Origin of the sequence: Sphingomonas phoenicis, assembly GCF_047238005.1 — a bacterium.
Lineage (GTDB): Bacteria > Pseudomonadota > Alphaproteobacteria > Sphingomonadales > Sphingomonadaceae > Sphingomonas.
On sequence record NZ_JBDFMC010000002.1, the window covers coordinates 2,951,697 to 2,977,939 of the forward strand.

At 69.6% G+C, this 26,243-nt stretch carries 23 protein-coding genes; 12 read left to right on the top strand and 11 right to left on the bottom strand.

Features of this window, described 5'->3' with window-relative positions; genetic code table 11:
- Positions 1-4 precede the first annotated feature (4 nt).
- A complete protein-coding gene (gene nudC / locus ABC319_RS15050) occupies positions 5-874 on the top strand; it encodes an NAD(+) diphosphatase (protein WP_413071717.1) in 870 nt (289 codons plus the stop codon).
- A 927-nt stretch (positions 875-1,801) separates the two neighbouring features.
- On the opposite strand, the gene ABC319_RS15055 is transcribed toward nudC, so the two are convergent.
- Positions 1,802-2,692, bottom strand: a complete 891-nt coding sequence (locus ABC319_RS15055; RefSeq protein ID WP_413071001.1) for a prephenate dehydratase — start codon at positions 2,690-2,692, stop codon at positions 1,802-1,804.
- 98 nt (positions 2,693-2,790) lie between these two features.
- Between ABC319_RS15055 and ABC319_RS15060 the strand changes: the two genes are divergently transcribed.
- Both ABC319_RS15060 and ABC319_RS15065 read left to right on the top strand, forming a co-directional pair.
- Positions 2,791-3,504: a c-type cytochrome gene (locus ABC319_RS15060; RefSeq protein ID WP_413071002.1), complete on the top strand. Its 714-nt coding sequence runs from the start codon at positions 2,791-2,793 to the stop codon at positions 3,502-3,504.
- A gap of 91 nt (positions 3,505-3,595) precedes the next feature.
- Entirely contained in the window at positions 3,596-4,126 is a 531-nt protein-coding gene (locus ABC319_RS15065; RefSeq protein ID WP_413071003.1) for a GAF domain-containing protein, read from the top strand.
- Here ABC319_RS15065 and ABC319_RS15070 read toward each other — a convergent pair.
- Complete coding sequence (locus tag ABC319_RS15070) at positions 4,096-4,971, bottom strand: LOG family protein (RefSeq protein WP_413071004.1); 876 nt, start codon at positions 4,969-4,971, stop codon at positions 4,096-4,098. The two genes, ABC319_RS15065 and ABC319_RS15070, sit on opposite strands and share 31 nt — an antisense overlap.
- A gap of 82 nt (positions 4,972-5,053) precedes the next feature.
- Positions 5,054-5,689, bottom strand: coding sequence for an extensin family protein (locus ABC319_RS15075; RefSeq protein ID WP_413071005.1), 636 nt, complete (start codon positions 5,687-5,689; stop codon positions 5,054-5,056).
- Between the two features lie 185 nt (positions 5,690-5,874).
- Here ABC319_RS15075 and ABC319_RS15080 point away from each other — a divergent pair, with 185 nt between their 5' ends.
- The 6 genes from ABC319_RS15080 (at position 5,875) to ABC319_RS15105 (ending at position 12,754) form a co-directional block, all read left to right on the top strand.
- Positions 5,875-7,032, top strand: coding sequence for a phosphoserine transaminase (locus tag ABC319_RS15080; RefSeq protein ID WP_413071006.1), 1,158 nt, complete (start codon positions 5,875-5,877; stop codon positions 7,030-7,032).
- Between the two features lie 126 nt (positions 7,033-7,158).
- On the top strand, positions 7,159-8,736 hold the full coding sequence (gene serA / locus ABC319_RS15085) for a phosphoglycerate dehydrogenase (RefSeq protein ID WP_413071007.1): 1,578 nt from the start codon (positions 7,159-7,161) through the stop codon (positions 8,734-8,736).
- A gap of 98 nt (positions 8,737-8,834) precedes the next feature.
- Positions 8,835-9,044 (top strand): hypothetical protein, encoded by a 210-nt coding sequence (locus ABC319_RS15090; RefSeq protein ID WP_413071008.1) that lies wholly within the window; start codon positions 8,835-8,837, stop codon positions 9,042-9,044.
- Between the two features lie 130 nt (positions 9,045-9,174).
- On the top strand, positions 9,175-10,179 hold the full coding sequence (locus tag ABC319_RS15095; RefSeq protein ID WP_413071009.1) for an MlaA family lipoprotein: 1,005 nt from the start codon (positions 9,175-9,177) through the stop codon (positions 10,177-10,179).
- 63 nt (positions 10,180-10,242) lie between these two features.
- Entirely contained in the window at positions 10,243-11,349 is a 1,107-nt protein-coding gene (locus tag ABC319_RS15100) for an ATP phosphoribosyltransferase regulatory subunit (protein WP_413071010.1), read from the top strand.
- Positions 11,350-11,464: 115 nt separating this feature from the next.
- Positions 11,465-12,754 (top strand): adenylosuccinate synthase, encoded by a 1,290-nt coding sequence (locus tag ABC319_RS15105; protein WP_413071011.1) that lies wholly within the window; start codon positions 11,465-11,467, stop codon positions 12,752-12,754.
- A gap of 57 nt (positions 12,755-12,811) precedes the next feature.
- Here the strand turns inward: ABC319_RS15105 and ABC319_RS15110 are convergent, their stop codons facing one another.
- From ABC319_RS15110 to ABC319_RS15135, 6 genes are all read right to left on the bottom strand, one after another.
- Positions 12,812-13,324: a hypothetical protein gene (locus tag ABC319_RS15110; RefSeq protein WP_413071012.1), complete on the bottom strand. Its 513-nt coding sequence runs from the start codon at positions 13,322-13,324 to the stop codon at positions 12,812-12,814.
- A gap of 85 nt (positions 13,325-13,409) precedes the next feature.
- Entirely contained in the window at positions 13,410-14,477 is a 1,068-nt protein-coding gene (aroC, locus tag ABC319_RS15115) for a chorismate synthase (RefSeq protein ID WP_413071013.1), read from the bottom strand.
- A gap of 288 nt (positions 14,478-14,765) precedes the next feature.
- Positions 14,766-15,290, bottom strand: coding sequence for a GNAT family N-acetyltransferase (locus tag ABC319_RS15120; protein ID WP_413071014.1), 525 nt, complete (start codon positions 15,288-15,290; stop codon positions 14,766-14,768).
- Between the two features lie 5 nt (positions 15,291-15,295).
- The gene (gene fabI / locus ABC319_RS15125; protein WP_413071718.1) at positions 15,296-16,099 is read right to left on the bottom strand and encodes an enoyl-ACP reductase FabI; all 804 of its coding nucleotides are present in this window, start codon (positions 16,097-16,099) and stop codon (positions 15,296-15,298) included.
- Between the two features lie 12 nt (positions 16,100-16,111).
- Complete coding sequence (locus ABC319_RS15130; RefSeq protein WP_413071015.1) at positions 16,112-17,062, bottom strand: YihY/virulence factor BrkB family protein; 951 nt, start codon at positions 17,060-17,062, stop codon at positions 16,112-16,114.
- A 7-nt stretch (positions 17,063-17,069) separates the two neighbouring features.
- Positions 17,070-18,029 (bottom strand): DnaJ C-terminal domain-containing protein, encoded by a 960-nt coding sequence (locus ABC319_RS15135; RefSeq protein ID WP_413071016.1) that lies wholly within the window; start codon positions 18,027-18,029, stop codon positions 17,070-17,072.
- Between the two features lie 99 nt (positions 18,030-18,128).
- Between ABC319_RS15135 and ABC319_RS15140 the strand changes: the two genes are divergently transcribed.
- Complete coding sequence (locus tag ABC319_RS15140; RefSeq protein ID WP_413071017.1) at positions 18,129-18,380, top strand: hypothetical protein; 252 nt, start codon at positions 18,129-18,131, stop codon at positions 18,378-18,380.
- A gap of 173 nt (positions 18,381-18,553) precedes the next feature.
- On the opposite strand, the gene ABC319_RS15145 is transcribed toward ABC319_RS15140, so the two are convergent.
- On the bottom strand, positions 18,554-19,459 hold the full coding sequence (locus ABC319_RS15145; protein ID WP_413071018.1) for a transglutaminase family protein: 906 nt from the start codon (positions 19,457-19,459) through the stop codon (positions 18,554-18,556).
- A gap of 153 nt (positions 19,460-19,612) precedes the next feature.
- The gene (locus tag ABC319_RS15150) at positions 19,613-22,096 is read right to left on the bottom strand and encodes a circularly permuted type 2 ATP-grasp protein (protein WP_413071019.1); all 2,484 of its coding nucleotides are present in this window, start codon (positions 22,094-22,096) and stop codon (positions 19,613-19,615) included.
- A 344-nt stretch (positions 22,097-22,440) separates the two neighbouring features.
- On the opposite strand from ABC319_RS15150, the gene glgX reads away from it, so the two are divergent.
- A complete protein-coding gene (gene glgX, locus ABC319_RS15155) occupies positions 22,441-24,543 on the top strand; it encodes a glycogen debranching protein GlgX (RefSeq protein WP_413071020.1) in 2,103 nt (700 codons plus the stop codon).
- Positions 24,540-26,237, top strand: a complete 1,698-nt coding sequence (treZ, locus tag ABC319_RS15160) for a malto-oligosyltrehalose trehalohydrolase (protein WP_413071021.1) — start codon at positions 24,540-24,542, stop codon at positions 26,235-26,237. Before glgX ends, treZ begins: the two co-directional genes overlap by 4 nt.
- The last annotated feature ends 6 nt before the right edge of the window (positions 26,238-26,243 follow it).

Genomic DNA, 26,243 nt, shown 5'->3' on the forward strand with positions numbered 1-26,243 from the left:
GCCGATGATGCCCGGCTTCACCGGCGGCTACCTGGACCGCGCCGACGCATTGCGCCACGATCCGGCGGCGCTGGCCGCGATGCTGGGGCCGACGACGCGGTTGCTGGTGCTCGACGGGCTGATGCCGCAGGTGACCGACGAGGGGCGTCTGGCCTGGACGTCGCTGGCCGATGCGGCGGACGGGGCCGAGCTGGTGCTGCTGGGGCTGGACGAAGGCCGCGCGCATGTCGCCGCGCTGCTGCCGGCGACCGGGAACGGCATGGCGCCGGCGATGCGCAGCCCCGCGCTGATGGCCGCGCTCGCCGGGTTGCGGCCGGGAGAGGCGGCGATCTACGCCGCGGCGCGCAGCCTGCTCGACTGGCATGCCCGGCACGGTTTCTGCGCCAATTGCGGCCACGCCACCGCGCTGTTCCGGGCGGGCTGGGGACGACGCTGTCCGCACTGCGCGGCCGAGCATTTCCCCCGGGTCGATCCGGTCGTCATCATGATCGCGGAGCATGACGGGTGCGCGCTGCTGGGCCGCGGCAGGGGATGGCCGGAGGGGCGCTATTCCGCGCTGGCGGGATTCCTGGAGCCGGCCGAATCGATCGAGGAGGCGGTCGCGCGCGAGATCGCGGAGGAGGCGGGGGTGAGGGTGACCGACGTCCGCTACGTCGCCAGCCAGCCATGGCCGTTCCCGTCGCAGCTGATGATCGCCTGCATCGCCACCGCGCAGGACGACGCGCTGACGGTGGACGAGAACGAGCTGGAGGATGCGATGTGGGTGACGCGCGCGGAGGTGCGCGCGGTACTGGCGGGCGAGCCGGGCCGGTTCCTGCCACCGCCGCCCTATGCGATCGCGCACACGTTGCTGACGGAATGGGCGGGGATGTGAGCGATCAGGAAGGCGATGGACGCTGCTCCGATCGATGGTGAGCCTTGGGCGGTCAGCTTTACTACAGTCCGTCAATCATATGACCGATAGGGGCGGCCACGCCCACGTTCACGGGCGGTTTGGTGAGGTAGCCGCGTCTCAAACCGTTTGAGCTGTTTCAGATGATCGGGGTCGAAGCGAACCGCACGTCGCAACCAATGTCTGTAGGATGCGAGATCGCCTCGATTGAAAGCGTCCACGGCAAGGTGTTGTGCGGCATACTCATAGCCGGCCCTATGCGCTCGATAGTACAGGCCAGCCCTGCTGAACCGGTCCGCTATCCGTCCCTCCGTAGCGAAGGTGTCGGCGAGCGTGACCACTGCCGAGAAGTCGCCACCTAAGGCCAGATGCCACAAGATGGGCATATACAATCCACACCCGTGCTCGTCCTTGATCGACCAATACCGCTTCCAAAGGGCATCACGTTTTGCGGGGCTGTTGCGCGGGATCATTCACCAAAACTACACCGCAGCTTCGAGATCGCAACGCCCGCTTCTGGACGCTATCGGCTGTCCTCATGAGTCAACCGGCATACCGTCTCGGGTGGCGCAAGGCCGTTCATCCACAAGCCACATGCCGATCTGCCGAGGGTTCGTAACGGTGCGTGCGATGGGCGACGCGCGACCCGATGCCATGTCCTACATGGGGCGCGAGGCGTAAGGCCGGATCATGGTCCAGCGATCGTCCGACGCCGCCTCTACACCTGGTTGTGACAGTTTTGCTGTCGCAACGTCCGCGACCGTTGCTAATGACGATCCGTGGCGGATGTTTTTCCGTAAGAACTGGGAATGTCAGGGATTTCCGCGCGGTGGATGTCGGACGAGGACCCGGCCTGTTCCCGTCGCAACCCGCAACTTCCTCAACATTCGCGCCGCGATCGGCAGCGGCTCACCCCCGCGTCCGCGCCTGGCGGTAGGTGCCGAGCAGGCGGACCCATTTCGAATGGAAGCCGAGTTCCTCGATCGCGCGGTCGAAGCCAGGGTCGCCCGGCTTGCCCTCGACATCGGCGTAGAACTCCGTGGCCGCGAAGCTGCCGCCGCGCTGGTAGCTTTCCAGCTTGGTCATGTTGACCCCGTTGGTCGCGAAGCCGCCCATCGCCTTGTAGAGCGCGGCGGGAACGTTCTTCACCTCGAAGATCAGCGTCGTCATCCACGGGCCGTCGCCGATCGCCGGACGGCCGCCGCGGGCGAGGGTGACGAAGCGGGTGGTGTTGTGGTCGGCATCCGCGATGTCGGTCGCCAGCAGGTCGAGACCATAGAGCGCCGCCGCACCTGGAGGGGCGAGCGCGGCGATCGTGGGATCGCGCAGGTCGGCGACCATCGCGGCGGCGCCGGCGGTGTCGGGATAGGTCACCGGATCGATGCCGTGGGCGCGCAGCCAGTGGCGGCACTGGCCCAGCGCCTGCGGATGGCTCATCGCCTGGCGCACCCCGTCGATCGGGCCGAGGCCGATCAGCGCATGGCGGATCGGCAGGAAATGCTCGCCGGTGATCGCCAGCCCCGATTCGGGGAGCAGGAAATGCATGTCCGCGACGCGGCCGTGCAGCGAATTCTCGATCGGGATGACGGCGCAGTCGGCCCGCCCGTCCTTCACGGCATCGAGCGCATCGACGAAATCGAAGCAGGGCAGCGGCAGCCCGTCCGGAAACGCCTCGCGCGCGGCGACGTGGCTGTTGGCGCCGGGCGCGCCCTGGAACGCGACGGCGCGCTGCGGTTCGGCGGCGGCGGCGGCGGCCATCGCCGCGACGAGATCCTGGGCGGGGGCGGCGAAGTTCTGCATCGTGCGGGTCTGTGGACGGCGGACCGCGGACGATCAAGCGCGGCTTGCGGTGACGCCCGCGCTTTCCTAAGGGACGGCAAAGCATTCTGGGGCAAACGATGGACCTGAAGACCAACACGATCGCCGGATGGGCGCTGGGCGCGGGGATGGTCGCGCTGGGCTCGGCGATCGTCGGCACGATGATCTTCGACGGGCACCGCCCCGAGAAGATGGGCTATGCGATCGAGGGCGTCGAGGAAGAGGGCGCCGGCGGCGGCGCGGCCGAGGTGCCGATCGCCTCGCTGCTGGGCACCGCCGATGTCGCCAAGGGCGCCGAGGTGTTCAAGAAGTGCGCCGCCTGCCACACGATCAACCAGGGCGGCGCCAACGGCATCGGCCCGAACCTGTACGCGACGCTGGGCGAGGCGATCGCGCAGGGCAAGGCGGGCTTCGCCTTCTCCGACGCGCTGAAGGCGGTCGGCGGCAACTGGACCTTCGATGCGATGAACGCGTGGCTGACCAGCCCGCGCAAGTTCGCCGCGGGCACCAAGATGACCTTTGCCGGCCTGTCGAACCCGCAGGACCGGGCCAACGTCATCGCCTATCTGAACAGCCAGGGATCGAACCTGCCGCTGCCGGCCGCTCCCGCGGCGGGTGCCGCAGCAGAGGGGGCGCCGGCGGCGGATGCCGGTGGCAACGTCGCCGCAGCGGCGAATGCGGTCGATGCCGACAACAGGGCGGAAACCGGCGACATCGCCAACACCGGCACGCCGGCCAGCGGCGCGCCGTCGGTCGATCCTGAGGCGCAGCGCAAGGGTGCGCGGAACGATTGATCCAGATCGAACCGGTTGTAATCGGCCGTTTTAACCAGTCGTTAACCGAGCGGGAATACGTCCGTAGTCCAGACCAATAAAGGCTGGACCGATGATCGAGACGCTGAGACTGTCGACGCTGAAAAGCTACGGCGTTCTCGACACCCCTGCCGAAGCCGCCTTCGACGCGATCGCGTTCGAGGCGGCACGCGCGCTGCATGTACCCAGCGCCGTCGTCTCGTTCATCGACGAGGATCGCCAGTGGTACAAGGCGAAGGTGGGGATCGAGGGGGCGTTCGTGCCCCGCGCCATCTCGTTCTGCACCCATGTCCTCGATTCGGACGAGGTGACGGTGGTGGCCGATGCGCAGCTGGACCCGCGTTTCGCGCGCAATCCCTTCGTCACCGGCGCGCCGTATATCCGCTTCTATGCCGCGGCGCCGATCAAGGCGCTGAACCGCCAGCGGGTGGGGACGATCTGCGTGTTCGACACGACGCCGCGCGCCGGCACCACCGATCGCGAGCGCCGGCACCTGTCGGCGCTGGCCGCCCGAACCGTCGAACTGCTGGAGCAGCGCCGCTGGGCGAACCCGGCGTGCCGCCCCGCGGTGCCTCAGCCCTCGTTCCTGGCGCGATCCTCGTAGAAGGCGAGGACGACGTCCCATGCCTCCTCGGCGGTCTCGACATAGGTGAAGATGCCGAGGTCGCGTTCGGACACCACGCCCTCCTCGACCAGCGCCTCGAAATTCACGACCTTTTCCCAGAACTCGCGCCCGAACAGCAGGACGGGGATCGGCGCGATCTTGCCGGTCTGGATCAGGGTGAGCAGCTCGAACAGCTCGTCGAACGTGCCGAAGCCGCCGGGGAACGCGGCCAGCGCGCGGGCGTGCAGCAGGAAGTGCATCTTGCGCAGCGCGAAATAGTGGAACTGCAGCGACAGTGACGGGGTGACATAGGGGTTGGGCGCCTGCTCGTGCGGCAGGACGATGTTCAGCCCGACCGAATCGGCGCCGACATCGTGTGCGCCGCGATTGGCGGCCTCCATGATCGACGGCCCGCCGCCCGAGCAGACGACGAAGTGGCGATTGCCCTCGTGATCGCGGGGCAGGCGACTGGTCATCCGCGCCAGTTCGCGCGCGACCTCGTAATATTTGCTCTTGGCGACCAGCCGCTCGGCGATGCGGCGCGACTTGTCGTCGCTCGCCATCTCGAGCAGCGCGTGCGCCTTGTCGGGTTCCGGGATGCGGGCCGAGCCGTAGAAGACGAAGGTCGAGGCGATGCGCGCCTCGTTCAGCAGCAGTTGCGCCTTCAGCAGTTCCAGCTGGAAGCGGACGGGGCGAAGATCCTCGCGCAGCAGGAAGTCCATGTCCTGGAACGCCAGCTTGTACGCCGGGCTCTCGGTCTGCGGCGTGGAGATGACGGTCTTGGCGCTCTCGGCGTCCTGGCTGGCGCGCGGGAAGACGCGGCTCGGTACTCGTGTGTCGGTCATCCGAGGGGGGTAGAGCAAGATTTCGTGACATTCCAGTGGCAGGCCGGCCAGTGGCAGGCCGGCGGCAGGCGCCGATCCCGCGTCACCGGCAGAAGCGGGCGTTGTCGTCCTCCAGGTGCAGATGGTTGCGGTGCGCGGCGTTGTAGTCGGGAGAGAGGACGGTGCCGTAGCGCCGGCAGGCCGAGGCGCGGATGGTGCGCAGGAAGCGGTTCACCTGCGGGTCGGTGGTGTTCCAGTCGTTCAGGATGGTGATGCGTCGCCCGTCCTTCAGCACGAAGCCGCCGATGTCGACCGCATTGGCGAGGGCATGGCCCGACCGCCGATCCCCCATGCCGCGGGTGCCGACGATGTTGCGGCAGGCATAGGTGCCCATCCCCTCCACCTTCGCGAGCGGCGAGCCCAGCATCTGCCACGCGGCGGGCGCGACCGCATTGCGCACCCAGGCGGCGAAGGCGCGGGCATTGCCGCAGCGCATGGCGGTGACGCCGGTGACGGGCACGCCGATATCGGTCAGCTGCACCGCCCCGTAGAGGCCGCAGCCCTGGCCGAAATCCTGTGCCGGCAGGATGCGAAAATCGACCCCCTCCCGCCGCAGGTCGGCATGGCACTGCGCGGTCTCGCCGACCGGAGGCTTCAACGGCTCGCGCGTGATGAGCGGTGGATGCGGCGCCTCCGACCGGCCGCAGGCGGCGAGCAGCGCCACGCCCGCCAAGTTCACGCTGTGCCGTCGCCACCCCACGGCCGCCTTGTGCGCCGGACCGCCCCTGCGCCGCAAGCCGCCGCGTCCGGCGAAAGGACCGGTTTGTCCCAAGCTTCGCTTGCCACGGTGCCGCCGCGCCCCTAGGGCCGTCGACGGGCCACGCCGCCCCAACGCGGCGCGTGCTCTCTGTGAGGAGAGATACATTGACGGATACCGCCACCGCCCCCGACGTTCGGGGTGCGTCAAAGCCGGGCACGACGCCCGCACGCCCCTTCTTCAGCTCCGGTCCCTGCGCCAAGCCCCCGGGCTGGGATGCGTCGAAGCTCGCCACCGCGTCGCTGGGCCGCTCGCATCGCTCGAAGATTGGCAAGCAGCGCCTGGCCTATTGCATCGACCTGATGCGCCAGGTGCTGAAGCTGCCCGACACGCACCGCATCGGCATCGTACCCGGTTCCGACACCGGCGCGTTCGAGATGGCGATGTGGACGATGCTGGGCGCGCGTGGCGTGACGGCGCTGGCGTGGGAAAGCTTTGGCGAGGGCTGGGTGACCGATGCCGTCAAGCAGCTGAAGATCGATCCGACGGTGATCCGCGCCGATTACGGGCAACTGCCCGATCTGGCCGCGATCGACTGGTCGACCGACGTGCTGTTCACCTGGAACGGCACGACCAGCGGCGTACGCGTGCCGAATGCCGACTTCATCCCGGCGGAGCGCGAGGGGCTGTCGTTCGCCGACGCGACCAGCGGCGTCTTCGCCTATGACATCGACTGGGCGAAGATCGATGTGGCGACGTTCAGCTGGCAGAAGGTGCTGGGCGGGGAGGGCGCGCACGGCGTGCTGATCCTGGGCCCGCGCGCCGTCGAGCGGCTGGAAAGCTACACCCCCGCCTGGCCGCTGCCCAAGGTGTTCCGCCTGGTGTCGAAGGGCAAGCTGGCCGAGGGCGTGTTCAAGGGCGAGACGATCAACACGCCGTCGATGCTGGCGGTGGAGGATGCGATCTTCGCGCTGGAATGGGCGAAGGGGCTGGGCGCAGGCGGGCTGATCGCACGATCGGACGCCAATGCCGCGGCGCTGGACCGGATCGTCGAGGCACGCGACTGGCTGGGGCATCTGGCGGCCGACCCGGCGACGCGGTCGAAGACCAGCGTGTGCCTGACCGTCGAGGGCGCGGACGAGGCGTTCATCAAGAAGATGGCGTCGCTGCTGGAGGCCGAAGGCGCGGCGTACGACATCGCCGGCTATCGCGATGCACCGGCGGGGCTGCGTATCTGGTGCGGCGCGACGGTCGACACCGTCGATATCGAGGCGCTGGGGCCGTGGCTGGACTGGGCCTATGCGGCGGCGAAGAACCCGGCCTGATCCGTTAATCGTCATTCCCGCGCATGCGGGAATCCATACACGCAGGTCGTCGAACGAGCCGCACCGTCAGCGGCTCTGGATCCCCGCCCTCGCGGGGATGACGGCTGGTATTCGAAGGAATTTCACATGCCCAAGGTACTTATCAGCGACAAGATGGACCCCAAGGCCGCGCAGATCTTTCGCGAGCGCGGCGTCGAGGTCGACGAGATCACCGGCAAGACGCCGGCCGAGCTGATCGCGATCATCGGCGAATATGATGGCCTGGCCATCCGGTCGTCGACCAGGGTGACCAAGGAGATACTGGAGCATGCCACGAACCTGAAGGTCGTCGGCCGTGCGGGGATCGGCGTCGACAACGTCGATATCCCCGCCGCCAGCGCAAAGGGCGTGGTGGTGATGAACACGCCGTTCGGCAACTCGATCACCACCGCCGAACATGCCATCGCGCTGATGTTCGCGCTCGCGCGCCAGCTGCCGGAGGCGGATGCGTCGACGCAGGCGGGCAAGTGGGAGAAGAACCGGTTTATGGGCGTCGAGCTGACGTCGAAGACGCTGGGCCTGATAGGGGCGGGCAATATCGGATCGATCGTCGCCGACCGCGCCCGCGGGCTGAAGATGAAGGTGGTGGCGTTCGATCCCTTCCTGACGCCGGAGCGCGCGGTGGAGATGGGCGTCGAGAAGGTGACGCTGGACGAGCTGCTGGCGCGCGCCGACTTCATCACGCTGCACACGCCGCTGACGGACCAGACCCGCAACATCCTGTCGGCGGAGAACATCGCCAAGACCAAGCGCGGCGTGCGGATCATCAACTGCGCGCGCGGCGGCCTGATCGACGAGGCGGCGCTGAAGGCGGCGCTGGATTCGGGCCAGGTCGGCGGCGCGGCGCTGGACGTGTTCGTCGAGGAGCCGGCCAAGGCATCGCCACTGTTCGGCACGGCCAACTTCATCTCCACCCCGCATCTGGGCGCGTCGACGACCGAGGCGCAGGTGAACGTGGCGATCCAGGTGGCCGAGCAGATGGCCGACTTCCTGGTATCGGGTGGCGTCACCAATGCGCTGAACATGCCGAGCCTGTCGGCGGAGGAAGCCCCCAAGCTGAAGCCGTACATGGCGCTGGCGGAGAAGCTGGGATCGCTGGTCGGCCAGCTGTCGACCGGGGCGATCGACCGCATCTCGGTCCATACCGAGGGTGCGGCGGCCGAGCTGAACCAGAAGCCGATCACCAGCGCGGTGCTGGCCGGGTTCCTCCAGACGCAAACCGCGACGGTCAACATGGTCAACGCGCCGCTGCTGGCGCGTGACCGCGGCATCGAGGTGCGCGAGATCCGCAGCGAGCGCGAGGGCGATTACCACACGCTGGTCCGCGCCGCGGTGCGCACGGCGGACGGCGAGCGATCGGTGGTAGGCACGCTGTTCGGCGACCAGGCGCCGCGCCTGGTCGAACTGTTCGGCATCAAGGTCGAGGCCGATCTGGTCGGATCGATGCTGTACGTCGTCAACGAGGACGCGCCGGGCTTCATCGGGCGGCTGGGCACCGCACTGGGCGAGGCGGGGGTGAATATCGGCACCTTCCATCTCGGCCGGCGACAGGCGGGCGGCGAGGCGGTGCTGCTGCTGTCGGTCGACGAGCCGGTGACCACGGAGCTGCTGGCCAAGGTGAAGGCGCTGCCCGGCGTGAAGACCGCGATGGGGCTGTCGTTCTGAGCGAGCAATCGAGCGGGGACTCGCTCCACAACCGCGCCAAGGTCTGGCTGGCGAACACCACCGGGCTCGACCACGCGACGCTCCACGTCCATGTCGGTATGCTGATATGGGTCGTGGGGGTCGCGATCGCCGGCGATGTCGGCGCCGTGTGGCCGCTGGTCGTGACGGTCGCCGCCGAACTGGTGAACGAGGTGTTCGACCGGGTGCGGACGGGATCGTGGCGGCTGCCCGATACGGTGCAGGACATCGTCAATTCGATCCTGTGGCCGGTCGTGCTGTTCCTGCTGGCGCGCGGGGGCGTGATTTAAGGCTTCCCCTACCAATTTCGCCTAGCCTGCATATTGGGCACTCGAAGGTGCGGGTTTTTCGCTACACCCGCCCCGCCGCGCGTCTATGGTTCCGGACGCGTCGGCAGTGACGCTCAGGGGGTTGGTGGACGTGCTGGTGTTGACGGTCGCATTGCTGTGGTCCGCGTCCGTTGCCGGCCAGGGAGTGCCGGAGATGGTCGCGCCGGCCGCGCCCGTCACCGCCGATCCCGTGGTGCAGGACGCGCCACCGCCGGTGCCCCCGGCCCCCCCGCCCGCCGATCCGAACGACATCGTCGTCACCGGGCGCGGCGCGTGGGAAGCGCCCGATCCGATGAGCGGCGCCAACAAGGAGGCGTACAAGGCGACCCAGGCGGTCGACAAGGCGGTGATCGGCCCGGTGTCGCGTGCGTACAAGAAAAAGGTGCCGGGCCCGATCAAGAGCGGCATCCACAACTTCCTCTACAACCTGCGCGAGCCGGTGGTGTTCGTGAACTTCCTGCTCCAGCACAAGATCGGCAAGGCGGCGGAGACGGTGGGCCGGTTCGCGCTGAACTCGACGATCGGCGTGGCCGGGCTGTTCGACATGGCCAAGCGCAAGCCGTTCAAGCTGCCGCGGCGGAGCAACGGGTTCGCCAATACGCTGGGCTTCTACGGCGTGCCCAACGGACCGTTCATGTACCTGCCGCTGGTGGGGCCGACGACGGTGCGCGACCTGTTCGGCGGTGCCGTCGACCGGATCGTGCTGCCGATCACGCTGGGGCAGGGGGTGACCGATCCGAAGTTCGCGATCCCCGCCGGCGTGCTGGGCGCGCTGGACCACCGGGCCGAGTTCGACGACACGCTGGAAAAGCTGGAGAAGGCGCCGGGCGATCCGTACGTCAACGCGCGCGATTTCTACCTGCAGCGGCGGCAGGCCGAGATCGACCGGCTGCACGGTCGCGCCATCGGGACGACGGGCGGCATGACCGAGGCACCGACCGGGCCGATCAAGGTCAAGCGCCGGTCCGATGCCGCTGAGGTGCCGCCCGTTCAGCCGACGCCCCCGCCCCCGCCGACGCGCACGCCGGTACTCGACATGCCGCCCGCCGCCGCCCCCGTCGTGGTACCGGAGCCCGCGCCTGTTCCCGTGCCATAGACCGGGCGGCCATGGCGGGATTCGCGATGGCGCTCCCGTCTGCGCACGGCTATCGCGCGCGGCATGACCAAGCCCGGCCTGCTCCCCGAGGGATTCCACGATCGCCTGCCCCCGTTCGCGGATGTCGCCGCCGGGCTGGAGGCGCGGGTGCTGGAGGCGGCACGGCTGCACGGGTATGAGCGGGTCGACCCGCCGCTGGCCGAGTTCGCCGAGGAACTGGCGGCGCGGCTGAAGGCGGGCGGCCTGCGCAACGCGGTGCGCTTCGTCGATCCCGTGGGGCAGGCGACGCTGGCGATCCGGCCCGACCTGACCGCGCAGGTGGCGCGGATCGCGGCGACGCGGATGGGGCACCATCCGCGGCCGGTGCGGCTGTCCTATGCCGGGTCGGTGCTGACGCTGCGCGCGTCGCAGCTGGCGCCCGCGCGGGAGCGGCGGCAGGTCGGTGCCGAGCTGATCGGGCTCGACTCGGTCGATGCCGCGGCCGAGGTCGTCGGCGTCGCGGTCGAGGGGCTGGCGGCGGCGGGCATCGCCGACATCTCGATCGACTTCACGCTACCCGATCTGGTCGACACGTTGGCGGCCGGGCCACTGCCGGTGGCGGCCGGCGCGATCGAGGCGCTGCGCGAACGGCTGGACGCCAAGGATGCCGCGGGTGTCGCCGCGATCGCGCCCGCCTATCTGCCGCTGATCGAGGCGGCGGGGCCGTTCGCGCCGGCGGTGGCGCGGCTGCGCGCGTTCGACGCCGAGGGAGTGCTGACCAGCCGGCTCGACGCGCTGGAGGCCATCGCCGCGACGGTCGGCGATGCGGCGGCGCTGACGCTGGATCCGACCGAGCGGCATGGCTTCGAATACCAGACCTGGCTCGGCTTCTCGCTGTTCGCGGCCGGCGCGGCGCGCGAGCTGGGGCGCGGCGGCACCTATCTGATCGTCCATCCGGACGGGGCGGAGGAGCCGGCGACCGGATTCTCGCTCTATGCCGATGCGCTGGCCGCGCCGGGCGGGCCGGTGGAGCGCCGGCGGCTGTTCCTGCCGCAGGGGACGACGGCGGCCGACGGCGCGATGCTGCGGGCGCAAGGATGGATCACGGTGCGCGCGCTGGCACCGAACGATACCCCGGCCGCCCAGCTGGCGACGCATATCTGGCAGGACGGCAGCGCCCGGCCGCTGTAGCGTTGACACTGCGGGGGCAGCCCGGCTAGTCGCGCCCCGCATCACTGGCATCCCCGTCGCACCGAGTCCTGTCGAAGGGCGCGGCGGGTTCCTCCGGCAGGGGGACAGTCATATCATGGCGAATGTAACGGTCATCGGCGCGCAGTGGGGCGACGAGGGCAAGGGCAAGATCGTCGACTGGCTGGCGGAGCGTGCCGACATGGTCGTGCGGTTCCAGGGCGGGCACAATGCCGGCCACACGCTGGTGGTGGGCGACAAGACGTACAAGCTGTCGCTGCTGCCGTCGGGGATCGTGCGGGGTACGCCGAGCGTGATCGGCAACGGCGTGGTGCTGGACCCGTGGGCGCTGAAGGCGGAGATCGAGCGGCTGGCGGAGCAGGGGGTGTCGGCGACGCCCGAGACGTTGCGCATCGCCGATACCTGCGCCCTGATCCTGCCGTTCCACCGCGATCTGGACGGCCTGCGCGAGGATGCGTCGGGTGCGGGCAAGATCGGGACGACGCGTCGGGGAATCGGCCCCGCCTATGAGGACAAGGTCGGTCGCCGCGCCATCCGGGTGTGCGACCTGGCGCATCTGGGCGCGCTGGACGCGCAGCTGGACCGGCTGTGCGCGCATCACGATGCGCTGCGTGCCGGGTTCGGGGTCGACCCGATCGACCGGGCACGCCTGATCGCCGACCTGACCGAGATCGCCGGGTTCGTCCTGCCGTTCGCCAAGCCGGTGTGGCGCGACCTGAACGAGGCGCGGGCAGGCGGGAAGCGCATCCTGTTCGAGGGCGCGCAGGGCGTGCTGCTGGACGTGGACCACGGCACCTATCCCTTCGTCACCTCGTCGAACACCATCGCCGGCACCGCGGCGGGCGGATCGGGGCTGGGGCCGTCGGCGGTCGGCTTCGTCCTGGGGATCGCCAAGGCCTATACGACCCGCGTCGGATCGGGCCCGTTCCCGACCGAACTGGAGGACGAGACGGGCGAGCGGCTGGGCGTACGGGGGCACGAATTCGGCACGGTCACGGGGCGCAAGCGGCGCTGCGGGTGGATCGACACGGTGCTGCTGCGCCAGTCGGCGGCGGTGGGCGGGATCACCGGCATCGCGCTCACCAAGATCGACGTGCTCGACGGGTTTGACGAGGTGAAGATCTGCACCGGATACCGGCTGCGCGGCGAGACGCTGGACTATTTCCCGTCGCATGCCGCCGATCAGGAAGCGGTGGAGCCGGTGTACGAGACGATGGAGGGCTGGTCCGAATCGACCGCCGGGGCACGTAGCTGGGCGGACCTGCCGGCGCAGGCGATCAAGTATATCCGCCGGGTCGAGGAGCTGATCCGCTGCCCGGTGACGCTGGTGTCGACCAGTCCGGAGCGGGCGGACACGATCCTGGTCCGCGATCCCTTCGCCGACTGACGCGAAAAGGGCCGCTCCCGAAGGAGCGGCCCCTGTCTTTACCGTAATACCCGGCGATCAGCGCGGCGGCGTGGCGCCCGTCGACGTTGCGGTACCGGTGGTGCTGCCGGGCTGGACGGTGTCGCCCGGCATCGTCGACATGCCGCCTGTCGCACCTGCGTTGGCGCCGCCATAGGTGCCGGCCGTACCCGGGCTGGTCGTGGTGGTGGTGCCCGGCATGCCGGCCGTGCCGGTGCCCGTCGTTCCGGCGGTACCGCCGACGCCTGTGCCGGTCGTCGTCCCGCGTTGCGTCGACCTGGTGGTTGAGCGGGTGTGCGGGTTCGTGGTGGTGGTGGCGCCGCTGCCGGTCTGATCGACCGTGGTCGTGCCCATCGGCGTGCTGCCGGCACCCATCGTGCCCATCGATCCGCTGCCCTGGGCGCCCGTCGTGCCCGAACCCATCGCGCCGGCGCCCATCGAACCGGACGTCGTGCCGCCCATCGAGCCGCCGGTGCCGGTCTGGGCGGTGGCCATCTGGGTCATTGCCATCGCGGGCAGCGCCAGCGCGGCGATCATCAGAGTCTTGCGCATGACATTCTCTCCTGTTTGATTACCGACTACAACGGTCAGGGAGTTGAGATCGTTCCGTTTTGGGGCGGTCGATCAGCCGCGCCCATCATCCGCATTGCGCCCGGTGGAGCAATGCCTGGTCCGCCAGCACCAGCGCCACCATCGCCTCGACCACCGGCACGCCGCGGATCCCGACACAGGGATCGTGCCGGCCACGGGTGGCGATCTCGGTCGCGGTGCCGTCGCGCGTGATCGTCTCCACCGGGGTCAGGATCGAGCTGGTCGGCTTGAACGCGGCCCGCACGCGAACCGGCTGGCCGGTGGCGATGCCGCCCGCGATGCCGCCGGCGTGGTTGGCGAGGAAGGTCGGCCCGTCGGCGCCCGGGCGCATTGGATCGGCATTGGCCTCTCCCGACAACATGGCCGCGGCGAAGCCGTCGCCGATCTCGACACCCTTCACGGCGTTGATCGACATGATGCCGCTTGCCAGCTCTGCGTCGAGCTTGGCGTAGAGCGGCGCCCCCCAGCCGGCGGGAACGCCGGTCGCCTCGCACGCCACGACCGCGCCCAGCGACGATCCCGCCTTGCGCGCGGCATCGACCAGCGCCTCCCAGCGCAGGGCGGCGGCGGCATCTGGGCAGAAGAAGGGGTTGGCCTCGATCTGCCCGGCGTCGAAGGCGGCCGGATCGATCGCGTCGCCGCCGATCGATTCGACCCAGGCGCGGATGCGGACCTGCGGGATCACGAGCCGCGCGACGGCGCCGGCCGCGACGCGCGCTGCCGTCTCGCGAGCCGACGAGCGCCCGCCGCCGCGATAGTCGCGAAACCCGTATTTGGCATCATAGGCGTAGTCGGCATGGCCGGGGCGATAGGCCTTGGCGACCTCGCCATAATCCTTCGACCGCTGGTCGACATTCTCGATCATCAGGCTGATCGGGGTGCCGGTGGTGCGGCCCTCGAACACGCCCGACAGGATGCGCACCGCGTCGGGCTCACGCCGCTGCGTGGTGAAGCGCGACGTGCCGGGGCGGCGCTTGTCGAGCCAGGGCTGGATGTCGTCCTCGGTCAGGGCGATGCCCGGCGGGCACCCGTCGACCACTGCGCCCAGCGCAGGGCCGTGGCTCTCCCCCCAGGTGGTGAAGCGGAACACGCGGCCGAAGCTGTTGTAACTCATGCGATCCGCTCTCCGACGATGCGCGAATGTTGAGGAAGTTGCGGGTTGTGAAGGGTTGGCGCCGTCGCCTCAACGTTCGTCCGTGCGCCGGCGCCGGGGACGAAGGGCTGGACGGTCGGGAGAGGGACGGACGACATGCCGCACGCCATGGCAGATCATCGCCGGGTAGGACATAGGCCGGCGAGGTTGCTGGCGACGTGAAGGGGTGGTGCGGGGAGACGACGCGGCGCTCTTGCCCGGGGACGTGATGATGATGGCGGATGCCGGCAGGGCACATGCCGCGGTCGGCTATTCGGTCCCCAGCATCGCGAACGCCGGCGCATGCGTCGCGTCGCCGCGGGTGCCGCAGGGCATCAGGCCGCCCTGTAGCGGCAAGGCCATCAGATAATCGCCGGCATAGGGTGAGGCGAAGTTGCTTGCGTAATCTGGGTGGAAGCCGAAGCGGGTGTAGTAAGCGGGTTCGCCGAGGACGAAGCAGAGGACGATGCCGGCCTCCTCCAGCTGTTCCAGCCCGGCATGGATCAGCGCCTCGGCCACGCCCTGGCGACGATGAGCCGGCGCGACGGCGACCGGGGCGAGGGCAACGGCGGCGACGGGCTTGTCCGCGACGGTCACCGTCATGCGGCTGAACGCGACGGTGCCGGCCAGTGCGCCGTCATCCTCGTCGATCGCGGCCAGTACCAGGACCATGTCGCCGTCGATGCACAGCGCGCGGACGAGATCCGCCTCCTCGCCGCGCGGGAAGGAGGCGCGGAGGAGAGCGTCGAGCGGCACCACGTCGGCGGCGCCCGCCGGGCGGATGGCGATCGCCATGACGGTCAGGCCAGGGCGATGTCGGGAGCGTCTTCCGCCTTCATGCCGATGACGTTGTAGCCGGCGTCGACATGGTGGATTTCTCCGGTCACGCCGCTTGCGAGATCGGAGAGCATGTAGAGGCCGGCGCCGCCGACATCCTCGATCGTGACGGTGCGGCGCAGGGGCGAGTTCAGCTCGTTCCATTTCAGGATGTAGTTGAAATCGCCGATGCCGCGCGCGGCCAGCGTCTGGATGGGGCCGGCCGAAATGGCGTTGATGCGGATGTTCTCCGGACCGAGATCGACGGCCAGATACTTTACGCTCGTCTCCAGCGCCGCCTTGGCGACGCCCATGACGTTGTAGTGGGGGATGACCTTCTCGGCGCCGTAATAGGTGAGGGTGAGGATAGAGCCGCCGTTCGGCATCAGCCGGCGCGCGCGCTGGGCGACGGCGACCAGGCTGTAGGCCGAGATGTTCATCGTCATCAGGAAATTGTCGAGCGTGGTGTCGTAGTAGCGGCCGCGCAGCTGCGACTTGTCGGAGAAGCCGATCGCGTGGACGACGAAGTCGATCGTCGGCCATTCGGCCGCCAGCGCTTCGAACGTGGCATCGAGCGCGGCCATGTCGGACACGTCGCAATCGTAGAGCCGGGCGATGCCGAGCTGTTCGGCGAGGGGGCGGACGCGCTTCGCCATCGCCTCTCCCTGATAGCTGAAGGCGAGTTCGGCGCCCGCTTCGCTCAATTGCTTCGCGATGCCCCAGGCCAGCGACTTGTCGTTGGCGAGGCCCATGATGAGACCCCGTTTGCCTGCCATCAATCCGTTCACGCTGCCCATCGTCTACGCCGTCGCCATTGCTGTTTCGGCGCGGTGTAGCGCCGGTTCGGGCGGTTCCGCCAGTGCGGCGTTGAAATGGGCGCCGAAAACCATGCCGAGCCCGATCAGATAGAAGAACAGCAGCATCACGACGACGCCTGCCAGGCTGCCATAGGTGAGGTCGTAGCCGCCCAGCTGGCCCAGCGCGAAGGGGAGCAGTGCGGTCATGCTGACCCACCACAGCGTGGTGAAGAGTGCCCCCGGCCATTTGCGGCAGTTGCCATAGCGGTATTTGGAGGGCGTGACCGAGTAGAACAGCATGTAGAGCGCGCCGAACATGATCACGCCCGGCACCAGCCGCGACAGCCCGATCAGCCCCACCCAGTCCTGCGCGAAGGGCAGGAGGCGATAGACGAACTGCTCGGCGGCGGTCAGCAGTCCCTGCGCGATGAACGACAGCAGGACGACGACGACCGACAGGATGATGATACCCGACGAGGACAGGCGCGATTTCCAGAAGGGGGCGGTCGCCTTCACGCCGTAGGCACGGTGGAAGATGTCGCGGATCGTCTCGACGAAGCCGCCGACGGTCCACAGGCCGACGAGACCGCCCAGCCACAGCAGGTTGCCGGTGCGCGCGGTTAGCACGTCGGCGATCGGTTTCTGGATGACCGAGGCGACGTCGGGCGGGAGGACGCGGAGGAAGCCGTCGACGGTCCGGACCGTCTCCTCGCTCTGGCCCAGCAACGACAGCACCGCGGCGGCGGTGATGAAGAAGGGGAACAGCGTCATCAGCGCGAGGTAGGCGAGGTTGCCGGCATGGGTGAAGCCGTCATTGAAGACGCCCAGCGCCGCCCGCTTCATCACCTCGAACGCATAGCTGCCGGGCTTCACCTTGGCGAGCTGGTGGTCGAGGCGGGCGCGGGCGCGATTGTGCGCGCGGGCCTCCGGCGTCAGAGAATCGAGATCGTCCACAGGGCGTTCAGACGCCCATGGCCGCCCGCGGGTTCCCCGTCGCGGTGGCCGACCACTCCTCCACGAAGCTGCGGAGCGCCGCATCGTCGGCCGGAACGTCGACCATCAGGGTGACCAGCTGGTCGCCGCGCTCGCCGCCCTTGCGATGGAAGCCCTTACCCTTCAGGCGCAGGGTGCGGCCCGAGCTGGTGCCGGCCGGGATGGTGAGCATGACCGCATTGTCGACGGTCGGCGCCTTCACCTTGGCGCCCAACACCGCCTCTGTGAGGGTGATCGGCAGGTCGAGCCGCACGTCGTCGCCGTCGCGGGTGAAGAAACGGTGCGGCTGGACCTCGATCGTCACGATCGCGTCGCCGGCGCCCCCGGGACCGGGCTGGCCCTTGCCGGCGAGGCGCATCTGGGTGCCCGATTGCAGGCCGGCGGGCAGCTTCAGCTCGATCGACTTGCCGTCGCCCAGCGTCACCCGCTGGGGCGCGAGGGCAGCGGCATCGGTGAAGGGCACTTGCAGCCGGTACTGGATGTCGGCGCCCTTGGGCTGCTGACGGCCGAAGCCGCCGAACCCGCCCGAGAAGCCGCCGCCGCCGCGACGACCCTGGGCGCCGCCGAACAGCCCCTCGAAGATGTCGCTCATGTCGGCGGCGTCGCCGCCGGGACCGGCGCCGAACTCGAACCCGTCGCTGCGGAAGCCGCCGCCGGGGCCGCCGGGGCGGGGGCCGCCGCCGCCGAAGCCGAACGGCGCGGCGGGGTTGCCGTCGCCGTCGATCTCGCCGCGGTCGAAGCGGGCGCGCTTGGCCTTGTCGGACAGCAGGTCGTAGGCGCCGGTGACCTGGCTGAACCGCTCGGCCGCCTTGGGATTGTCCTTGTTGCGGTCGGGATGCAGCTCCTTGGCGAGCTTGCGGTACGCCTTCTTGATGTCGGCCTCGGTCGCGGTCCGCGCGACGCCGAGGGTCTGGTACGGATCGGCCATCGATTACCCCTGGTGTATTACCGGCCTATGTGGGGCAGGCTTTCCGGGAGCGCAACGCGGTTGGTGGATCGCGCGTTGGGACCCGCGAGGAGAATGGCCATGAGCGACAAGCAACCGATGCAGGCGAGCGGCGGCGACGGGCACAAGGGCGCCGACGACGGGGTCGGCGACGCACCGGCCAAGCATGGCGGCGGGGAGAGCGGCGGCGGCACCTATCCCAACCCGCAGACGGGCAAGAAGCCGACGTCCCAGGAATTCATGGGTCATGGCGGACAGACCGAGATCGATTATTCGGGACCGGGCGGCAAGGACCAGAAAGGCAGCAATGCCAATGCGATAGCGAAAGAGTGAAGGCGGAAGGTAAGGCTAAGGTAAGGGCTGCGCGATGTTTTCCGGCCTTGCCCTTGGCGGAACCAGCATTCCTGACCAACGCCCCGGACCTGATCCGGTCCAGCTATCCACGAGCGGCGGTATAAGCGGGACCCCGGATCAGGTCCGGGGTGACGAACTTTGTTCGAAGCGATCTACACCAGTCCGGTGTCCGTAGGACAGGGATCGACCGGCGCGACGTCGACGCTGACGTCCATCGCCTGCGCGCCGGAGCCAAGGACGACGCCGTCGACGGGCGCGATCTCCGCATAGTCGCGGCCGACCGCCATCAGGATATGGTCCGCCGCCATCCAGATGCCGTTGGTGGGATCGACGCCGACCCAGCCGCGCGCCGGCCCGCACCACAGCAGTACCCAGGCATGGGTCGCGTCCGCACCGACGAGGCGGGGCTGCCCGGGCGGCGGGATGGTGCGGATATAGCCCGAGGCATAGGCGGCGGGCAGGCCGTGCGCGCGCAGGCCGGCGATCATGATCTGGGCGAAATCCTGACACACGCCGCGGCGCTGGCGGAAGGCGTCGATCGGCGGCGTGTCGACGACGGTGGCCGATCCGTCGAACGCGAACTCGCGCTGGATGCGGCAGGCGAGCGCGATCGCGGCGTCGAGGCTGTTGCGACCGGGATCGAGATCGGGCGCGCACCAGTCGGCGATGGCGGGATCGAGCGGGATGAGGGGCGAGGGATAGAGGTAGCCGGCGGGGCCGACCGGCGACAGGTCGCGGCTGTCGCGCGCCATCGCGGCGATCTGCGCCAGGGTGGGATCGGTGGCGTCGGGGACGGGGATCAGCCGGTCGACGGTGACGCGCGCGACGCTTTCGATCGACAGCTCGCGGACGGGAGTATCGATGACGAGGCGGGTGACGTTGGCGAGCCCCGCCTCAGCCCGCGCTGCGCTGAGCCGGCCGACGGGACGGGCGATGAGATCGTAGCGGTCGAGCCGCTGGCCGGGCCAGTCGACCGGCTTCAGCCGCAGGTTACAGCGCGCGAACTTCACCTGCGCGCCGTAATCGAAGCGGGTGATGTGGCGGATGTCGTAGATCATGGCGTGATCCTCCCCGGCACGGGGAGGGGGACCGTTCGGCGTAGCCGAATGGTGGAGGGGGTTCTCCACCAGCGGTATCGTCTGCGGCGCTCCCCCTCCACCATGCTGCGCATGGTCCCCCTCCCCGCAAGCGGGGAGGATCTGGCGCTCGCGCTATGCAAGGGTCAGCCCCACCGCGCGCAGGGGTTCGGCACCCTGGAGGAAGTAGCGGCGGGCGATGGCGTCGGACACCGCGGCGAGGCGGCGTTCGAGGTCGCCCAGCAGATCGGCGTCGAGCGTCGCGGCGTCGGCGGTGGCGATGATCGCCTGGAGGGCGGCGGCCTGCGCCTGTTGCGGCTCCGCCATCTCGTCGTCGCCCAGCACCGGCAGGCGGGCGAGCCGCTCGGCGATGCGCCGTGCCTGAAAGGCGAGCGCGCGCGGGTTGTTGGGATCGAGCGCGACGAGATCGACGACGGCGATGCGGGCGAGGCCGCTGGGGTAGCGCTGGCGATAGCTGATCTGGCTGTCGGCGAGGTCGAGCAGGGTCGACAGGTCGTCGGTCGAGGCGCCAGGCATGCCGAACAGGCGGATGACGCGGGCGGTGGCGATGGCGCGCTCGATCCGCCGACCGAGATCGTGGAAGCGCCACGAGTCGTTCCGGACCATGTGTTCGGCCGACAGCCCGGCGATGGCGGCGTAGCGGCGCTGGAGCGAGCCGGCGCGTTCCAGCATGCCGCGCTGGGTGGGAAAGGGTGCCTCCAGCAGGCGGACCATGTCGGCCGACAGGCGATCGCGCGACGCCTCGCCGATGTCGCGGGCGTGGCGGTTGAGTGCGGCGACCGAGGCGCCGGCGGCGTCCTCCATCGCGGCGCGGGCGAAGCCGGTCAGGGCGGCGCGGCCGAGGCTGTCGGGATAGGGCGCGGCGCCGCTGCCGGCGATCATGCCGACGAGGCGGGCGACCGTGGCGGGCGGCAGGACGGCGCCGCCATCGGCGTCGATCGAATTGCCCATCAGCACGCGGATCGCGCCGAGCAGCGCCTCACCCCGTTCCAGATAGCGGCCCAGCCAGTAGAAATTGTCGGCGACCCGGCTGGGCAGCGTGCCGGGATTGCGGCGGACCTGAAGCGAGTCGGGTGCCGTGAGGAGCGACACGGGCGCGACCTTGTCGTCGCCGTGGACGCAGACATCGGCCGACCACAGCCCCTCGCCGATCGCGGCCGCGCTGTCGGACGGTGCCTCGCCGATGCGGCCGAAGCCGCCTGGCATGACCGTCCAGCCGCCGTCGCCGTCGCGCCCCACGAACACGCGCAGGGTGAAGGGGCGGGCTGCAAGGCGGTCGCCGACCACGGTGGGCGTGGTCGACAGCCGCACCTCCTCCTGCCCGACATAGTCCTGCGGGCGGCGGGCCATGTCGGCGAGGAGCGCGTCGCGCGCGGCGCCGGTGATCGTCGCGCCGGCGGTGGCGCCGCCGGGCAGGCCGAGCGGCAGCGGGCCGAAGGCGGGGGCGATCGTCAGCCGGTCGAGCCGGGCTGCGACGTGCGCCTGCTCCGCGTCGCCGCCGCACCACCATGTGGCGATGGTCGGCAGCTTCAGCGGCTCGCCCAGCAGGACGCGCGACAGGGTGGGCATGAAGGCGGCGAAGGCGCGCGCCTCGACCACCCCGGCGCCGGGGGCGTTGGCGAGGACGACGCTGCCCGCCTCGTACGCGTCGATCAGGCCGGGAACGCCGATCTGGCTGTGGGTGTCGAAGGCGAGGGGATCGAGGAGCCGCGGATCGAGCCGGCGCCAGAGCGCGTCGACCCGCTTCAGCCCGGCGACCGTCCGCACATAGACCTTCCCCTCCAGCGCGGCGAGGTCCGCGCCCTCGACCAGCAGCAGGCCGAGATAGCGGGCGAGGTGCGCCTGTTCGGGATAGGTCGGGTTGTAGCGGCCGGGCGTCAGCAGGCCGATGCGCGGATCGGCGCGGCGGCACAGCGCGGCGAGACCGGCGCGGAAGGCGGCGAAGAAGGGGGCGTGACGCTGGATGTTCAGCTTCGCCTGCAACCCGCCGAGCGTGCGGCCGACCGCGAGCCGGTTCTCCAGCGCATAGCCGGCGCCGGCGGGCGCGCGCAGATGGTCGGCGATGACCCGCCACTCGCCGGTCGGCCCGCGGGCGAGATCGATCGCGATGAAGTGGAGGTGCTTGCCGCCCGGTGGCTCCAGCCCGACCATCGGGCGCAGGAAATACGGGCTGCCGGTGGGCAGCGCGGCGGGGATGACACCGTCGGCGACCAGCCGGCCGGGGCCGTAAAGATCGGCGACGATCCGCTCCAGCAGCTCGGCGCGCTGGACGGCGCCGGCGGCGATCCCGGCCCATTCCCCCGCCTCGATCAGGAGGGGAACGGGGGAGACGGGCCAGGGCCGCTCGTCCGCCTCGCCGATGATGCGGAAGCCGGTGCCGATGTCGGTGGCGTGGCGCTGAACCCGCTCGCGCGCATGGCCGAGATCGGGGGCGACGGTCGCCAGTTCCTGAAGCATCGCGCGCCACGGTGCGTGGTCGGCGGCGGCGCAGAGCAGGTCGCTGGCGCCGGCCGTGGCGCAATAGTCGCGGAACCAGCGGGCGGCGTGGGCGGCGGGATCGGGCGCGTCGCCAAGTGGAAGGGCGGGCTGCGTCGCCATGTGTTCTGCCCCCCTTCGCCCGTTGCGGCGCGGTCGTCCCACACACGGGCGGTGGGGGCAACATCAATCTTGTTGCGGTGCAGGGGATGGGGCTTGCCATTCTCCTTTTACCGTCATCCCGGCGGACGCCGGGACCCATGGTCGCGAAACGTCGGGTGGGTAGCACCATCGCCGGGTTCGACGTGTCCATGGGTCCCGGCTTCCGCCGGGATGACGGAAGGGGAAGGAACGGCGCGGAAAATAGGTGTGCGTGGACAACGCGCATCCATATCGCCGCAGTGCGGGAACGGGGGCGGGTGCGTCTCGTTGTGGGGCGGCTGACAATCCATTGTGGGGGCCAACCATTGACTTCACTGCCTGACCGGCTCGAACCCGGCTCTCCCTATCCGCTGGGCGCGACGTGCGTGGGCGGGGGCGTGAACTTCGCCGTATTCTCCGCCAATGCCGAGAAGATCGAGCTGTGCCTGTTCGACAATGGCGGCAAGCGCGAGTTGCAGCGGTTCGCCCTGACCGAGTGCACCGACGAGGTGTGGCACGGCTTCCTGCCCGATGCCGGCCCGGGGCTGTTGTACGGATACCGCGCCTATGGCCCGTACGAGCCCGAGCAGGGGCACCGGTTCAACCCGCACAAGCTGCTGCTCGACCCCTATGCGCGCAAGCTGCACGGGCAGATCAAGTGGACCGACGCGCTGCACGGATATCAGGTGCGGTCGAAGCGCGAGGACCTGAGCTACGACAAGCGCGACAGTGCGCCGGCGATGCCGAAGGGCGTGGTGGTCGACGATCATTTCGACTGGTCGCAGGACCGGCGGCCCAACACGCCCTGGGCCGATACGGTCGTCTACGAGGCGCACGTCAAAGGGCTGACCAAGCTCAACGAGCTGGTGCCCCCCCAGGAGCGCGGCACGTACAAGGCGCTGGGCCATCCCAAGGTGATCGACCACCTGAAGCGGCTGGGCGTGACCGCGCTGGAGCTGATGCCGATCCATGCCTTCACCCAGGACCGGTTCCTGGTGGAGAAGGGGCTGAGCAATTACTGGGGATACAACACCCTGTCGTTCTTCGCGCCGGAACAGCGATACTTCGCGACCGACAGCCAGGACGAGCTGCGCCGCGCGGTGCGGCGCCTGCATGCGGCGGGGATCGAGGTGATCCTGGACGTGGTGTACAACCACACCTGCGAGGGATCGGAGAAGGGGCCGACGCTGTCGTGGCGCGGGCTGGACAACGCGACCTATTACCGGCTGGTCAAGGATGAGCCGCGCTATTCGATCAACGATACCGGCACCGGCAACACGATCAACACCGACAAGTCGCGCGTGATCCAGATGATCGCCGATTCACTGCGCTACTGGGCGACCAGTTACGGGATCGACGGGTTCCGGTTCGATCTGGGGCTGACGCTGGGGCGGACGGAGAACGGGTTCGATCCGGGCCACGCGTTCTTCGACGTGCTGCGGCAGGATCCGGTGCTGGGCCGGCTGAAGCTGTCGACGGAGCCGTGGGACATCGGGCCGGGTGGATACCAGCTGGGCAATTTCCCGCCGGGCTTCGCCGAATGGAACGACAAGTATCGCGACACGGTGCGCAAGTTCTGGCGCGGCGATCCGTCGCAGCGCGGCGACTTGGCGGCGCGGCTGTCCGGGTCGGGCGACCTGTTCGACCGGCGGGCGCGGCGGCCCTGGGCCAGCGTCAACCTGCTGGCGGCGCATGACGGGTACACGCTGTACGATACCGTCGCCTACGAGCAGCGGCACAACGAGGCCAACAAGGAAGACAATCGCGACGGGCACTCGGAGAACTATTCGCGCAACTGGGGCGCCGAGGGCGAGACCGACGATGAGGGAATCAAGGCGACCCGCGCGTCGGTGCAGCGATCGATGCTGACGACGCTGTTCGCCTCGCTCGGCACGCCGATGCTGGTGGCGGGCGACGAGTTCGGGCGGTCGCAGGGCGGCAACAACAATGCGTACTGCCACGACGACGATATCAGCTGGCTCGACTGGTCGAAGATGGCGACGCCCCAGGGCAAGTCGCTGTTCGATTTCACCGCACGCCTCACCGAGCTGCGCCGGCGCTATCCGGCGCTGCGGTCCAAGTCGTTCCTGTACGGCGAGGATGCGGCCGGACAGGGCGTCAACGATATCGAGTGGTGGGACGAGCGCGGCGAGCAGCTGTCGTCCGACGACTGGAACAATCCCGACGGTCGCGCCCTGGTGATGCGCCGGGCGGTGAAGCTGGACAGCGGCGAGGTGGAGGCGGTGACGCTGCTGCTGAACGGATCGGACGACACGATCGCGTTCCGCCTGCCGCCGCCGGAACATGCGACGCGTACCGTGCTGATCGACAGCACCGATCCCGACATCCGCGATGTCGAGGTGGAGGACGAGTATCAGCTGGGGCCGCACGGCGCGGCGCTGATCGCCTGGACGATGGAGGCCGAATGAGCCGGTGGGGTCCGGAGGCGGTCGACGGCGGTACGCGGTTCCGGCTGTGGGCGCCCGATGTCGATGCGGTGATGCTGGAGATCGACGGGCGCGGCGGGCAACCGATGGCGGCGACCGGCGACGGCTGGTTCGCGGCCGAGGTGCCGGTGGGCGCGGGCACCCGGTACCGCTTCCGCATCGGCGACATGGCCGTGCCCGATCCCGCCAGCCGCGCGCAGGCGGGCGGGGTGAACGGGTGGAGCGTGGTTGTCGACCCGCACGCGCATGACTGGCGCAGCGCCGGCTGGCGCGGGCGGCCGTGGGAAGAAATGGTGATCGAGGAGGTGCACGCCGGCGTGCTGGGCGGCTTCGCCGGCGTGACCGAGCGGCTTGCCTCGATCGCGGCGTGCGGGGTGACCGCGGTGCAGCTGATGCCGGTCAATGCGTTCGGCGGCACGCGCAACTGGGGTTATGACGGGGTGCTGCCCTATGCCCCCGCCGAGAGCTACGGATCGCCCGACGAGCTGAAGGCGCTGGTCGATCGTGCGCACCAGCTGGGCCTCTGCGTGTTCCTGGACGTCGTCTACAATCACTTCGGGCCGGACGGGAACTACCTGGGCGCCTATGCCAGCGAGTTCTTCCACCCCGAGGTGCAGACGCCGTGGGGCGGCGCGGTGGCGGTCGACGAGGAGGCGCCGCGCCGCTTCTTCATCGACAACGCGCTGATGTGGCTGACCGAATACCGGATAGACGGGCTGCGCTTCGACGCGGTGCACGCGATCGCCAACGATGCGTTCCTCGACGACATGGCGGCGGAGATCCGGGCGACGGTGACTGATCGGCCGGTGCATCTGGTGCTGGAGAACGAAAAGAACGACGCCGAGCGGCTGGCGCCGGGCAAGTACGACGCGCAGTGGAACGACGATTTCCACAACGTCCTGCACGTGCTGCTGACCGGCGATGACCATGCCTATTACGCCGACTTCGCCGAGGGGGCGACCGGGCGGCTGGCGCGGTGCCTGGCGGAGGGCTTCATCTATCAGGGCGAGGAATCGACCAACCATCCCGGCAAGATGCGCGGCATGCCGAGCGCGCACCTGCCGCCGATCGCGTTCGTGTCGTTCCTGCAGAACCACGACCAGATCGGCAACCGGGCGATGGGCGAGCGGCTGACCGTGCTGGCCGATCCGGAGCGGCTGCGTGCCGCCACGTTGCTGCTGCTGCTGTGCCCGCAGATCCCGCTGATCTTCATGGGCGATACGGCCGGATCGCGCACGCCGTTCCTGTTCTTCACCGATTTCCACGACGAGCTGGCCGATGCCGTGCGCGAGGGGCGGCGATCGGAGTTCAAGGGCTCGCCCGGGTTCGACGATCCCGAGCAGGTGAAGGCGATACCCGATCCCAACGACCGCGCGACGTTCGCGCGATCGCGGCCGGAGGACGGACGTGACGCGGCGGCGTGGGCGGCGTTGTACCGCGACCTGCTGGCGGTGCGGCGCGAGGCGATCGTGCCGCGGCTGAAGGGGGCGATGGCGGACGGCGCCGCCGCGATCGGCGACAAGGCGGTGCTGGCGCACTGGCGGATGGGCGACGGCCGGCGACTGACGATCGCGATCAACCTGGGCGAGGATACGGTGGACGTGCCGGGCGAGCCTCCGCTGGCGATGATCGGCGTGCCGGGCGCGCCGGCGAGCGCGGCGGCGTGGTTGGCATGAGGGAGC